We start from the raw sequence: 12,712 nt of genomic DNA, 5'->3' as shown, positions 1-12,712 counted from the left end.
TCACAAGCACCCCAAACGCGACGGCGGCCCTCACCGGAAAGGCGAGGGTCGCCGTCGTTGTTAATCACCCAACTGAGTCGCATTTAAGCGCGTTATGAGCGCTCAAAACGCGCACAAATGCGACTCAGTTGGGGGGGGAACTAGGCCTTGCGGGGGATGCCCGTGCGCGCCATTGCTTCGGCGTAAGCACCGTGAATGGCGTCGAGGTACTCTTGCTGGCGCTCGGGGGTTCCGGCGAAGGAGCGGCCACCAAGCGAGCGGACCTTGAACGTCTTGAAACCACGGCGCGCGATGCTGGCGGGGGCGGCCTTCATGAGCTGGTCGGCCAGGCGGTGTGCCTCATTGCCGTGTGCCACCAAGGCAGAAGTGCGCGGCAGGAGCTGGAGCAGGCGCAGCAGCGGCTTGAGGCCCTCGGTGATGTTGGCGGGCGTGAGCTTGCCCGGTTCCTCGTTCGGTTCGATCCACGGGTACGCGTTCCACGGAATGACGTATTCCGGACGCAGGCCCAGCTGCCACTGCATGCCGAGCATGCGGGTAGTGGCCTCGTCATCGCCGGGCTTGATGAAGCCTTCGCCGGACGTGGTGCGCTGGTTTGAGAAAAGGCTGACGATGCGGCAATCGTCCATGCTGTGTGCGGGGTCGATGTAGAGGACCTCGCTGCCTGGCTTCTGCTCCTTGAGGGAATCGCACAGTGCGTTGACGTCCGCGATGTGGTCTTCGTAACGGCGGTTCCAGAGGAGTTGTTCGGGTGAGTCAGTCGCCAGGTCTTGCATCAGGGGTTTGGTCTCCTAGGTGTTACTGCGCGCACCGATGGACCCGACCGCGGGCATGCCGCTGCCGAATCTCAAAGGGTGCTGTTGGGGGCTGGTTAACCTTACCGGACGACGGGCACCGCCACGTCCCGCTCCGGCGCGTCCACCGATTGCGACACGGCGTGTTGCACGGAAACGCGTTCGGCACCCGGAACGGCTTCGAGTCATTTTGTAGCTGTTTCCGCAGCTCACATGACACACGGTTGACTTTGCCCTGCGAGTGATGATGGGTTGGAAGCAGCGGTTTTTGGGGGAGGCCGCCAGGGAACCCCCACATTCCGGCACGGATTTTCGATTCGACGGGCATCATCAAAGCGTGGGGGTAGTAATGGTTGCAGGAAAAGAAACGTTGCCACAATCAGGGCAGCGTTCCGGGAAAGCGCCCAAGGTACGGGCCATCCTTGCCGGTGGTTTGGTCCTCGGAGTGGGTGCGGCGATTACCTTGGCAGCGTGGAACGACTCCGATTTTGCCCAGGGAACTTTCACGGCCGGTTCCTTCAACCTTGAGGGCAGTACCGACGGCACCACGTTCGAGCCGAACCCGGTGGGCGATCCCGCGATCCTTGCTTTCACGGCCGCCCCCACCAACCTCTCCCCGGGGGATGTCTCCGCGGCGCCGTTTGCCATCCGCCTGGATGGAGACGCGACATACAATGCAACGGTGACCCTCTCAACAGAGGGATCTACCGGTTCCTTGGCCGGCCTGACATATGAACTCACCCAGTCCGCGGCATTTGGTTGCGCCGAGCCGGTCACTGACACTTTGGTCACGGCAGGGCAGGATCTGGGTACGACGCCCGGCAGCATCACCTTCGACCTGGAGCAGGGAGCCGGCACGGACCCCGGGGCCGCCGTGAACCTGTGCTTCAGGATCACCGCTGACTCGGACCTCGTCCAATCCCAAAGCGGGACCACCACCTGGGAATTCGCCGCACAATCCCAGTGATCCATGGGCGAGCGACGAGCTGAGACCAAGCGCGGCGCGGTTTTTCTCCGCATCCGCGCACTTCTTGCCGGGGCTTTGGTGCTGGGATTGGGCAGCTCCTTGACCCTGGCTTCGTGGACCGACAACGAGTTTGCGTCCGGGTCCTTTGGTGCCAGCGTCTTCCAAACGGAATCCAATGTCACGAATCCCTATGACGCACTCGGAACGTGGAGCGCCAACGACGCGTCTCCCGGGGCTGTTTTGGCATTCAATGCTGCCGGGATGAGTCCCGGGACCGTGGTTTATGCGCCTTTCGCTATCAGGACTACGGCGGCGTCCGTTGGAGGCGAAGTGGTGCTGGGAGTTCCCGTAGTGAGCAGCAGCGGCACGGGCGTGGCAGATCTTGGGGCAGCCCTCCGTTACCGCGTGGTGCGTTCGGCTACGTGCGACGCCTCCGCGTTCACGGGTTCCCCGGCCTTCGTGGTGGGCAGCGATGGCGTCAAGCCCTTCAGCGTGGGCCAGGACGCCGGCGTCGTCAATCCGCTGCAAGCCGCGACGGCGACTCTGCCGGGGGCTCCTACACAGTTCTGCTTCGAGGTTTCCCTGCCGCTGGGGGCGAACAACGCGCTTCAAGGACAGACCGCAACCGCGACCTGGCAGTTCACTGCCTCCTCGAGCTCATGAGCAGGCACCCGTTCCGCCATCGCTTGCGAGAGGCGATGCTGAACATCGCCGCAGCGGGCGGTGCCGTGTGCATCGTGGCGGTGGTGTGTGCGCTGCTGTTCAACATCACCCTCGTCCTGTTCAAGACGGGGTCCATGTCACCGACCATTCCGGCGGGTTCGCTGGCTGTGGTGCGCGATATTCCGGCCGCGGACATCAAGGTTGGCGATGTCGTCACCGTGGACAGGCCCGGCAAGTTACCCATCACGCATCGGGTGCAATCCGTTAAACCAGCGGGCGGAGACACCCGGACCATCACCATGAAGGGCGACGCCAACAAAGAGCCTGATCCTGCCCCGTACGTCGTTGAACGGGTCCGTGTCGTGCTGTGGTCCGTGCCTGGACTCGCCGCTCCCGTGGCCGCGGCAGCCAACCCGGCCGTCCTGGGCGCCACCACTATGGGCGTCTCCGGGCTTGTCACGTGGGTGCTGTGGCCCGGGAGCGCGGCCGGACGCACGACGCGACGCAAAAGCGGGAACCATGTCGCGGCATAGGTTTTCCGGTGTGGCGGGAGGTGGTCTCTTGATCGCCTCGTTGCTGCTCGTCGCCGCAATCTGGCTGACCGCCGGACCGGCCCACGCTTCGCAGGAAGAGCCTTCCGGGTGGTTGGAGCTCGACGCCGGCCCGGCCGGGAAAGTGCATCGGCTCACCCCGGGCGGTACTGCGGATTGGGCGATTGGCGTCCGTGTCCCCGGCGAAGCCGCCGGCACGCTGGAGGTGGAGTTGCAGTCGGGCACTGATGCTCCACCCCTGCTCCAGGAGTTCCTCAGCGTGCAGTTGCGTGCCTGTGATCAGCCGTGGGCCGGGTCCTCTTGCATGGGCAACGAGAGGACCTTGATGGAACCCACGCCGCTAGCCAAAGCAGATGGCCTGGCGGTGGATTTGATGGAGCCGGGAACCGCCTGGTCGCCGGGGACGAACCTGCTGGTGACCGCCGCGCTCGCGGACGCTGTTCCGCGGGAGGTCCAGGGGAGCAGGGCCACGATCGTGGTGGGCGTCCGAGGCTCCGGTGACGGAGGCGCTAGTGCGCCGGCAGCGGGACCCGGGCTGCCGCCGTCGTCCATTGCTTCCGGCGACAACAGCTTGGCGGACACGGGTGCGCGGCTCGGTGGGTTCGCGGTGCTCGGCGTGCTGGCAGTCGCGGCGGGGTTTGGTTTGGCCCGTTTGCGGGGTGGATCGTGAAACGGAAGGTCGGCCTGCTGGGTGCCGTGGCGGTGCCGTTGGCCCTGCTGGTGTCGGCGTCGAGCCCGCCTGCCGTGACGGAGGCTGCCTGGCAGAGGGAAGAGATTGGCCGGGGCAGCTTCACCACCGCCACGATTCCCCCGGCAACGCTGAACGGTCCGTGCACGTACAACCCCCAGGTCCTGGGCGTCGGGGCCTACGTGAGGGTGCTGTGGAAACCGCCGCCGGGATATCCCAACCTCACGGATGCCGTGATCGAGGTCCACCTGCTCACCGCTGGATCCGCCGTGACCACGCTGCAGGGCTATCCGGGGGTCGCCAACACCACGGGGACATCGGCCGGGTACACCACGGACATTCCCGCCACGTTGCTGGGCGGCATTTTGGGCTTCAACACCCAATTCCAGGTGGATATCTTCATTGCCTCTGCGGGGTGGAGGTCCACCCCGGTATCCGTGCGGGCGAACGCCGGATTGATCGCAGGTATCGGCGGCTCGTGCACCAATCTGTGAGTCGTCACCTGCTGTACTTCAAAGTGGCACGCAACGTCTTTGGAATACGTCTTGACACCAGACTTTCAGGTCCCATCGGCTAAACTTGGCTGGTAAGAGCCCCGAACTCTTGCGCATGCTGCCGCCCGCGGCTGGCTGCACCGGTAACGTCGGGGCATTCTCATGTACGGCGCCAGACCCTGGTTATCCCGCCGGGGCTGCCCGAAAGAATGGGGGAGGATCCCATGCCCGCTATCGTGATCGTCGGAGCCCAGTGGGGCGACGAAGGCAAAGGCAAAGCGACCGATCTGCTCGGTGGCCGCGTTGACTACGTGGTTAAGCCCAATGGCGGCAACAACGCCGGGCACACCGTGGTGGTTGGCGGTGAGAAGTACGAGCTCAAGCTCCTTCCCGCAGGCATTCTGAGCCCCAACGCCATTCCGATTATCGGCAACGGCTGCGTGGTGAACCTTGAGGCTCTCTTCCAGGAAATCGACGGCCTCGAGGCCCGTGGCGCCGATACTTCCCGCCTCCGTGTTTCCGCGAACGCCCACTTGGTTGCTCCGTACCACCAGGTGCTGGACAAGGTCACTGAGCGCTTCCTCGGCAGCCGCGCCATCGGCACCACCGGCCGTGGCATCGGCCCGGCCTACATGGACAAGGTGGCCCGCTTGGGCATCCGGGTCCAGGATGTGTTCGATGAGTCCATCCTCCGCCAGAAGGTGGAAGGTTCGCTCCGTCAGAAGAACGAGCTCCTGGTCAAGGTTTACAACCGCCGCGACATCGTGGTGGACGAGATCGTGGAGTACTTCCTGTCCTTCGCCGAGCGCCTGCGCCCGCTGGTCATCGATAGCACGCTGGTCCTCAACAACGCCCTGGACGAGGGCAAAGTTGTGCTCATGGAAGGCGGCCAGGCGACGTTCCTGGACGTGGACCACGGCACCTACCCGTTCGTGACGTCCTCCAACCCGACCGCCGGTGGCGCGTCCGTTGGCTCCGGCATCGGCCCCACCCGCATCTCGCGGTCCATCGGCATCATCAAGGCGTACACCACCCGTGTTGGCGCCGGCCCGTTCCCTACGGAGCTCTTTGACGATATGGGCATGTACTTGCAGAAGACCGGCGGCGAGTTCGGGGTGAATACCGGCCGTCCCCGCCGCTGTGGCTGGTACGACGCCGTCCTGGCCCGCCATGCATCCCGCGTCAACGGCTTCACGGACTACTTCGTCACCAAGCTGGACGTCCTCACGGGTATCGAACAGATCCCGGTCTGCGTTGCCTATGACGTCGATGGCGTGCGCCATGACGAAATGCCGATGACGCAGACGGAGTTCCACCACGCCGTGCCGATCTTCGAGTACTTTGACGGTTGGACTGAGGACATCACCGGTGCCCGTACGCTGGAAGACCTCCCCGAGAACGCCCGCAACTACGTGCTGGCCCTCGAGAAGCTCTCCGGCACGCGCTTCTCCGCGATCGGCGTCGGCCCGGACCGCGACCAGACCATCGTGGTCCACGATCTGATCAACGACTAACGCATTGCTGGCGCCGTGGCTGCGGCGGACAGGAATGACGACGGCGGCGGGTCACCTTGGGTGGCCCGCCGCTTGGCTTTTTCGGGACTAATTCGGCCGTTGCCTGGGTTACGTCTCTGAGCCGTGAGTGGTATGCACGAAACGCGAGTGAGATGACGACGGGACGGGATACATGACGACAGAAACCACCGACGGCGTCGGGTTCCGTTCCAGGCGTGGACCCATCCTCGTTGCGCTGATGCTCTCCACAGGGCTGGTCGCGATAGATTCGACGATCGTCGCCACGGCAGTACCTTCGATCGTTGAGGACATCGGCGGTTTCTCCTCTTTCCCTTGGCTTTTCTCGGCGTATCTGTTGGCGCAGGCTGTGTCCGTTCCGGTGTATGCCAAGCTCTCCGACGTCCTGGGCCGAAAGCCGATCATTCTGAGCGGCATCGGGCTGTTCCTTCTCGGATCGATCCTGTGCGGGGTGGCGTGGAGCATGCCTGCGCTGATCGCATTCCGTGTGCTTCAGGGCCTCGGGGCGGGGGCTGTCCAACCGGTCTCGATCACCATTGCCGGCGACATTTACACCCTCACGGAGCGGGCCAAGGTGCAAGGATATCTGGCCAGCGTGTGGGCGATTTCCTCCGTGGTCGGCCCCACGCTGGGAGGGGTCTTCGCGTCCCTTGGGATCTGGCGGTGGATCTTCCTCATCAACATTCCGTTGTGCCTCCTGGCCGGCTGGATGCTCATCCGCACTTTCCATGAGGAGGTCAAGAAGACCAAGCACCGCGTCGACTACGTAGGCGCGCTTTTCCTCACTGCCTCGCTGAGCCTCCTCATCCTGGGCGCGCTGGAGGGCGGCCACGCCTGGGCGTGGGATTCCGGTATCAGCATCGCGGTCTTTTCCCTCGGTGCGGTATTGCTCGGAGTTTTCCTCCTGGTGGAGAGGAAGGCGGCTGAACCCGTCCTCCCGCCGTGGGTTGTTTCCCGCCGCTTGCTGGCGACGACGGCGATGATCTCCTTTGGCGTCGGGGCGGTCATGCTCGGGCTCACTTCGTACGTGCCTACCTTCCTGGAAGGGGCCCTCGCCACTTCCCCGGTCCTGGCGGGACTCGCGTTGGCGGCGTTGACCATCGGCTGGCCCATCAGCGCCTCCCAGGCGGGCCGGTTCTACCTGCGCATCGGCTTTCGCAGGACAGCGCTCATCGGCATCTTCATCACAGTCATCGGCTCGGCCATCCTTGCCCTCACAGCCTCCACGCCCAACGTCCTTTTGGTAGCTGCGGCGTGTTTCATCGTGGGCCTCGGACTCGGCCTGGTCGCCACGCCAACCCTCATTGCCGCCCAGTCGAGCGTCGAGTGGAACGAACGTGGCGTCGTCACCGGGACCAACCTCTTCGCCCGCTCCATCGGTAGCGCCATCGGCGTGGCTGTCTTCGGCGCCGTGGCCAACGCAATCTATGCCAACAGCCCTGGCGGTGGTCCCGATCCGCAGTCCACCGTGTCCGCTTCCATGGCAGTCTTCCTGGCCGTGCTGGTGAGTGCCGTGCTCACGGTCGTCGCCGTCATCGCGATGCCGGGAGCGGGGGAGAAAGAGGCCGTCGGGCAGCCGGGTGCCAAATCTGACGCGGTGCGCTCACAGGATTAGCAAGCCCGGGCCTATAGGCTCAACCCGACGCAACAGCGAAAGGATGCCGCATGGAACTGGTCACCGGAACCCTCGAGAAACTGCACGAGGGCACCGTCTGGGCGGAGGGGCCCGTCTGGATTCCGCAGTCCCAATCGGTGAGGTGGAGCGACATCCCCAACAACCGCATCCTCGAGTTCAACCCAGCCTCGGGCCGGACGCGCGAGTACGCGACCGCCGTCGAATATACCAACGGGCGGACGCTGGACCATGACGGCAGCGTCGTGCAGTGCAGCCATGGGCGGCGGCGCGTCGAGCGGGACCACGACGGCGTCGTGTCGTCTATCGTCGACTCGTTCGGTGACCATCGGCTCAACTCGCCCAACGATGTTGTGGTGGCCAAGGATGGGACTGTCTGGTTCACCGACCCGCCGTACGGCATCCTGCCCGGAACGGTAGAAGGACATGAGGGCGAGCAGGAATACGGCGGCTGCTACGTCTTCCGCTTCGACCCGGCCGCCCGGGAACTGTCACCCGTGGTCACGGACCTGGTCCACCCCAATGGTCTCGCCTTTTCCCCGGACGAATCCCTGTTGTATGTCGCTGACACGGCCGGCCCCGGCAGGGGAGTGCCGTTCCGCATTGCCGCGTACCCGGTAAAGGACGGCAGGTGCGGCGAGGGGAGCACCTTTGTGGAGCTCGAGGACGGTCGGGCTTCGGACGGGTTCCGTGTTGATGTTGAGGGGCGGGTGTGGACGTCCGCCGGACCGTCGGTCCGGGTTTATGCCCCCGACGGCGGGTTGCTGGCCGCCGTCGACGTCCCCGAAAGAGTCTCCAACCTGTGTTTCGGTGGGCCCGACGGACGCGATCTGTACATCACCGCGACGACGTCGCTGTACCGGTTGCGCACGGCAACCCAGGACGCCGCCAGGCGTTAGCGGGATACCGGCAGGTCCGCATCATGGCTAGGCTGGCCTCAACTCTATGGAATGCCTGTTGATTCAAGGAGTGTGAGTGCCGTGCCAAAGTCACGCGGTGACGGCCGTGCCCGCAAGGACGAGCTGCCATCGACCCTCCAGCGCTCGGAACAAAAAGCCCAGGACACGTTCGCCCAAACGTACGATTCCGCGATGGAAACTTACGACGGCGACGCGAGCCGGGCGGCCCGCACCGCTTTTGCTGCGGTGAAGCACAGCTACGAGAAAGTGGGCGATCACTGGGAACCGAAAGAGAAGCGGGGTCCTTCGGACGAGCGCGCCGCCGACCAAGGCCCCGACTCCACCAGGCCTACTGCGGGCGGCGTTGACGCCAACGCGTCCAAGGCCCATCTCTACAAGCGCGCGCAAGAGTTGAACATCGAGGGGCGCTCGAAGATGGACAAGGACGAACTCGTGGAAGCCCTGCAGAAAGCCAACGACGCCGCGACCCGCAAAGCGCGGGGAGGCTAGCTTACGCAGCCGAGGCTGAAACCCGTGATGTAAAGAGAGCCAGCGCCGAGGCCGGCAACAGTACCAGGGCGCATGCCAGGAAGGTGCTCTGGGCGGCAGTGCCCCTTTGGAACAGGGCCTCTGGCAGGCCCTGCCATCTGGCGCATGCCGTCCTGATCAACGATCATCAGGAGAAAGCGGATCTGCCCGGGACAGGCCATGAAAGACATGAAGAACAATGTGGGGGATCAGGTACAAAGCTCCGCCGCTTTCAAGAGACGCTTCATGCGCCGGATGGTCATTGTCCTGGCCGGAGGTATGTTCCTGGACGGCTACATCCTCGGGATTTTCGGTCCGGTGACGGGCTCTATGACGGCCGATCTGGACTTGTCGACTTACTGGGAAGGCCTCATCGCAGCAGGCCCTTTGTTCGGTATTCTGCTGGGTTCTCCGATCGGCGGGTAGGCGGGGGACAGGTTTGGCCGCAAGCCCCTGTTCCTGTTGGACATGTCCCTTTTCGTTGTCGCCTCGGGAGTCCAGTTCTTTGTCGATTCCCCTGAATTGCTCTTCGTGGTCCGGTTCGCCATGGGCGTCGCCATCGGCATTGAGTACTCGGTTGGGTGGCCGCTGATGTCCGAGTTCGCGCCCGCCCGTCTGCGGGGGAGGCTCATGGGGCTGACCTTGGTGGCGTGGTATGCGGGCTTCATGATTGCGTTCCTCCTGGGCTATCTGCTGGAGCAGTTCACGTCGTGGGATTGGCGCGTCATCCTGGGGACCAGCACGTTCATGGCGGTTGTCCTTTTTGTCCTGCGGTTCGGGTTGCCGGAGTCGCCCCGCTGGTTGTGGAACCAAGGCCGTGCGGACGAGGCGATGAGTGTCGCCCACAGGTACATGGAAAGTCCCGACGAAATGGCCGATGTGCAAAAGGAAGACACCAAGCCGGGCACGTTCTCCATGCTCTTCTCGCGGCAGTACTGGCGGTCCACGCTCTTTGTTTCCATGTTCTGGTTCTGCGGGGTGGCACCCTACTTTGCGATCGCGACCTTCGCTGACAGCGTGCTGATCGGGTACGGGCTCGGAGGCGGACTCGCCGGCGGAGTAGGGCTCTCGGCCGTTGCACTCGTCGCCGTGGTGATCACCGTGCTCCTGGTCGATAAAGCAGGCCGGCGCGCGCTGACTGTCCCGCCGCAGTGGATGGCCGCCGTCGTCCTTGCCGTTATCGGCCTCTGGGCGGGGGCGCCGCCGGTCATCGTGCTGATGCTGTTCCTGGTCTTTTCCTTCGTCAACGCGATGTACAACACCCTGACCGGTATCTATCCGGCGGAAGTTTTCCCCACGGAGATCCGAGGCATTGGGACCGGCTTTGCCGCGGCGGTCAGCCGGGTGGGCGCCGGTTTGGGCACGTTCCTGCTGCCGTGGTCCATGGAGAACCTCGGCTCGGCCACCACCATGCTGATTGCCTCGGGCGTTGCGTTCGTTGGTGCCGGACTCTCACAGTGGCTGGCGCCGGAGACCAAAGGTAAGAGCCTTACGGAGACGGCCTCGGGATTTTCGCACTAAAACATGCAGTTCAGCAGATTCCAAACTTACTTATGTCCAATTCACGCTTAAGTGGGTTATTTGGGGTCCACGCCTTTCCTCCGTCAGAGAGCTGATTCGCAATAGCAATGCCGCGTTCGCGCGCTCGGGAGCCGGTACGCTCCCCGTTGCCGGAGCAAGCGGACGACGGCGGGACATTCCCGCCGTCGTTCGCTTGCTTTTTGCGTGGGGTTTTAGGCGTTGATGTCTGCGAGGGAGTCTTTGGCTGCGGCGGTGACGGCTTCGGCGGTGATGCCGAATTCGTTGAAGAGCCGCTTGTAGTCGGCGGAGGCGCCGAAGTGTTCCAGGGAGATGGTGCGGCCGGTGTCGCCGACGAATTCGTGCCAGCCCAGGGCCAGGCCGGCTTCGACGGACACGCGGGCCTTCACGGTGGCGGGGAGTACGGATTCGCGGTAGGACTCGTCTTGCTTCTTGAACCACTCCACACAGGGCATGGACACCACGCGGGTGGGGATGCCTTCGGCTTGGAGTGCTTCGCGGGCGGCGACGGCGAGCTGGACTTCGGAGCCGGTGCCGATCAGGATGACCTGCGCGTCCACGGTGGCCCCGTCCTTGGAGGCTTCGGCCAGGACGTACCCGCCCTTGGCCACGCCGGCGGTGGAGGCGAAGGTGTCGCCGGTGGCGTCGCCTTCGCCGCGTGCCCAGGTGGGGATGTTCTGGCGGGTCAAGACGATCCCGGCGGGGTTTTCGTGGTTTTCCAGCATGGCCTTCCATGCCGCGGAGACCTCGTTCGCGTCACCGGGGCGGACTACGTCCAGGCCGGGGATGGCGCGCAGGGAGGCGAGTTGTTCCACGGGCTGGTGCGTGGGGCCGTCCTCGCCCAGGCCGATCGAGTCGTGCGTCCACACGTACAGGGACGGCACCCCCATGAGCGCGCCGAGGCGGATGGCCGGGCGCTGGTAATCGGAGAAGATCAGGAACGTGCCGGAGAACGCACGGGTCCTTCCGGCCAGGGAGATGCCGTTCACGATCGACGCGGCGGCGTGTTCGCGGATACCGAAGTGCAGCACCCGCCCGTACGGGTTGCCCTTCCACGCCTCGGTCGAACGCGAGGCCGGGATGAACGACGGGGACCCTTCGATGGTGGTGTTGTTGGACTCGGCCAGGTCAGCGGAACCGCCCCACAGTTCGGGCAGGACCGGGCCGATCGCGTTCAACACCTTCCCGGACGCGGCACGGGTGGACACGTCCTTGCCGGCCTCGAACACCGGCAACGCCGCGTCAATACCGACCGGAAGTTTCTTCGCTTCGATGCGCTCCAACAACGCCGCACCGTCCGGGTTGCCCTGCTGCCACGCCTCGAACTTGGCCTGCCAGGAGGCACGGGCCTCGGCGCCGCGTTCAACGACCTTGCGGGCGTGCGCCAGGACCTCCTCGTCCACCTCGAAGGACTTCGCCGGGTCGAACCCGAGCACACTCTTCAGCGCGGCGACTTCCTCAGCACCCAGGGCCGAGCCGTGGATCTTGCCGGTGTTCTGCTTCTTCGGCGCCGGGTACCCGATGATGGTCCGCAACGAAATGATCGAGGGCTTGGTCGTTTCGGCCTTCGCAGCGAGCAGGGCCGCGTAGAGTTCCTGGACGTCCTCGACGTACTCCCCGGTCCGGGTCCAGTCCACGCGTTGGGTGTGCCACCCGTACGCTTCGTAGCGCTTCAGGACGTCCTCGGTGAACGCGATGTCGGTGTCGTCCTCAATGCTGATGTGGTTCTCGTCATAGATCACCACGAGGTTGCCCAGTTCCTGGTGCCCGGCCAGGGACGACGCCTCGGACGTGACGCCTTCCTGCAGGTCACCATCGGAGGCGATCACCCAGATTGTGTGGTCGAACGGGGACTCGCCCGCCGGGGCGTCGGCGTCGAACAAGCCACGCTGGCGGCGCTGCGAATACGCGAACCCAACCGCAGAGGCCAGGCCCTGGCCCAACGGGCCCGTGGTGATCTCCACACCCGCGGTGTGCTTGTACTCCGGGTGCCCCGGCGTCAGCGAACCCCACGTCCGCAAAGCCTCAAGATCCTTCAACGCCAACCCGTACCCGGACAGGAACAACTGGATATACAACGTCAACGACGTGTGCCCGGGGGAGAGGACGAACCGGTCACGGCCAATCCACTCCGGGTTCTTCGGATCATGACGCATCAGCTTCTGGAACAACAGGTACGCCGCCGGAGCCAAGCTCATCGCCGTGCCAGGATGGCCATTACCAACCTTCTCCACAGCATCAGCAGCCAACACACGAACAGTGTCAACAGCGCGTTGGTCTTCGGTGGTCCAGCTAAGTTTCGTTGTTTCAGGAAGAACGGCTGTCATTACAGGCTCTCTTTCAGTCTTGGATAGCAGAAAGGCGCGGGGGGCCCGGGGCGGCCCGCCCCCGGGGGGGGGGGGAGCCCCCGCCGGCAGGCGGGTGGGG

12 protein-coding genes and 1 pseudogene are annotated in these 12,712 nt (G+C 64.5%); 11 read left to right on the top strand and 2 right to left on the bottom strand.

All coding sequences use genetic code 11. The annotated features are described in order from the left end of the window. Positions 1–140: 140 nt before the first annotated feature. Positions 141–773, bottom strand: coding sequence for a uracil-DNA glycosylase (locus AB0N65_RS01235; RefSeq protein WP_364156556.1), 633 nt, complete (start codon positions 771–773; stop codon positions 141–143). Between the two features lie 367 nt (positions 774–1,140). Between AB0N65_RS01235 and AB0N65_RS01230 the strand changes: the two genes are divergently transcribed. The 11 genes and pseudogenes from AB0N65_RS01230 to AB0N65_RS01180 all read left to right on the top strand — a co-directional run. Beyond that, the gene (locus tag AB0N65_RS01230; protein ID WP_364156553.1) at positions 1,141–1,758 is read left to right on the top strand and encodes a SipW-dependent-type signal peptide-containing protein; all 618 of its coding nucleotides are present in this window, start codon (positions 1,141–1,143) and stop codon (positions 1,756–1,758) included. Between the two features lie 3 nt (positions 1,759–1,761). Next, the gene (locus AB0N65_RS01225; protein ID WP_364156550.1) at positions 1,762–2,421 is read left to right on the top strand and encodes a SipW-dependent-type signal peptide-containing protein; all 660 of its coding nucleotides are present in this window, start codon (positions 1,762–1,764) and stop codon (positions 2,419–2,421) included. 35 nt (positions 2,422–2,456) lie between these two features. Then, positions 2,457–2,954 (top strand): signal peptidase I, encoded by a 498-nt coding sequence (locus AB0N65_RS01220; RefSeq protein ID WP_364156548.1) that lies wholly within the window; start codon positions 2,457–2,459, stop codon positions 2,952–2,954. Then, entirely contained in the window at positions 2,941–3,642 is a 702-nt protein-coding gene (locus tag AB0N65_RS01215) for a hypothetical protein (RefSeq protein ID WP_364156545.1), read from the top strand. The genes AB0N65_RS01220 and AB0N65_RS01215 overlap by 14 nt, the downstream gene beginning before the upstream one ends. Continuing rightward, complete coding sequence (locus AB0N65_RS01210; RefSeq protein WP_364156542.1) at positions 3,639–4,154, top strand: hypothetical protein; 516 nt, start codon at positions 3,639–3,641, stop codon at positions 4,152–4,154. Before AB0N65_RS01215 ends, AB0N65_RS01210 begins: the two co-directional genes overlap by 4 nt. A gap of 224 nt (positions 4,155–4,378) precedes the next feature. Further along, positions 4,379–5,668 (top strand): adenylosuccinate synthase, encoded by a 1,290-nt coding sequence (locus AB0N65_RS01205; RefSeq protein ID WP_364156540.1) that lies wholly within the window; start codon positions 4,379–4,381, stop codon positions 5,666–5,668. Between the two features lie 172 nt (positions 5,669–5,840). Further along, a complete protein-coding gene (locus AB0N65_RS01200) occupies positions 5,841–7,301 on the top strand; it encodes an MFS transporter (protein ID WP_364156539.1) in 1,461 nt (486 codons plus the stop codon). 50 nt (positions 7,302–7,351) lie between these two features. Then, positions 7,352–8,218 (top strand): SMP-30/gluconolactonase/LRE family protein, encoded by an 867-nt coding sequence (locus AB0N65_RS01195; protein ID WP_364156537.1) that lies wholly within the window; start codon positions 7,352–7,354, stop codon positions 8,216–8,218. Positions 8,219–8,299: 81 nt separating this feature from the next. Next, a complete protein-coding gene (locus tag AB0N65_RS01190; protein ID WP_364156534.1) occupies positions 8,300–8,728 on the top strand; it encodes a ChaB family protein in 429 nt (142 codons plus the stop codon). Between the two features lie 198 nt (positions 8,729–8,926). Beyond that, positions 8,927–9,172 carry a hypothetical protein gene (locus tag AB0N65_RS01185; RefSeq protein WP_364156531.1) on the top strand — a complete coding sequence of 82 codons (246 nt, stop codon included), beginning with the start codon at positions 8,927–8,929 and terminating at the stop codon, positions 9,170–9,172. A gap of 15 nt (positions 9,173–9,187) precedes the next feature. Continuing rightward, positions 9,188–10,267: pseudogene (locus AB0N65_RS01180) on the top strand (MFS transporter); the annotation flags it as partial. A 212-nt stretch (positions 10,268–10,479) separates the two neighbouring features. On the opposite strand, the gene tkt reads toward AB0N65_RS01180, so the two are convergent. Continuing rightward, positions 10,480–12,612 (bottom strand): transketolase, encoded by a 2,133-nt coding sequence (gene tkt, locus AB0N65_RS01175; RefSeq protein WP_364156529.1) that lies wholly within the window; start codon positions 12,610–12,612, stop codon positions 10,480–10,482. Positions 12,613–12,712: the final 100 nt, after the last annotated feature.

Source organism: Paenarthrobacter sp. NPDC089322, from assembly GCF_040684895.1.
Lineage (GTDB): Bacteria > Actinomycetota > Actinomycetes > Actinomycetales > Micrococcaceae > Arthrobacter.
The sequence above is the reverse complement of the archived record's forward strand: the minus strand, read 5'-3'. Positions and strand labels throughout refer to the sequence as shown.

Excerpts from the sequence above, each read along its gene's own strand:
- AB0N65_RS01235 (WP_364156556.1), bottom strand. The coding sequence starts at position 773 with ATGCAAGACCTGGCGACTGACTCACCCGAACAACTCCTCTGGAACCGC.
- AB0N65_RS01230 (WP_364156553.1), top strand. The coding sequence starts at position 1,141 with ATGGTTGCAGGAAAAGAAACGTTGCCACAATCAGGGCAGCGTTCCGGG.
- AB0N65_RS01225 (WP_364156550.1), top strand. The coding sequence starts at position 1,762 with ATGGGCGAGCGACGAGCTGAGACCAAGCGCGGCGCGGTTTTTCTCCGC.
- AB0N65_RS01220 (WP_364156548.1), top strand. The coding sequence starts at position 2,457 with ATGCTGAACATCGCCGCAGCGGGCGGTGCCGTGTGCATCGTGGCGGTG.
- AB0N65_RS01215 (WP_364156545.1), top strand. The coding sequence starts at position 2,941 with ATGTCGCGGCATAGGTTTTCCGGTGTGGCGGGAGGTGGTCTCTTGATC.
- AB0N65_RS01205 (WP_364156540.1), top strand. The coding sequence starts at position 4,379 with ATGCCCGCTATCGTGATCGTCGGAGCCCAGTGGGGCGACGAAGGCAAA.
- AB0N65_RS01200 (WP_364156539.1), top strand. The coding sequence starts at position 5,841 with ATGACGACAGAAACCACCGACGGCGTCGGGTTCCGTTCCAGGCGTGGA.
- AB0N65_RS01195 (WP_364156537.1), top strand. The coding sequence starts at position 7,352 with ATGGAACTGGTCACCGGAACCCTCGAGAAACTGCACGAGGGCACCGTC.
- AB0N65_RS01185 (WP_364156531.1), top strand. The coding sequence starts at position 8,927 with ATGAAAGACATGAAGAACAATGTGGGGGATCAGGTACAAAGCTCCGCC.
- tkt (WP_364156529.1), bottom strand. The coding sequence starts at position 12,612 with ATGACAGCCGTTCTTCCTGAAACAACGAAACTTAGCTGGACCACCGAA.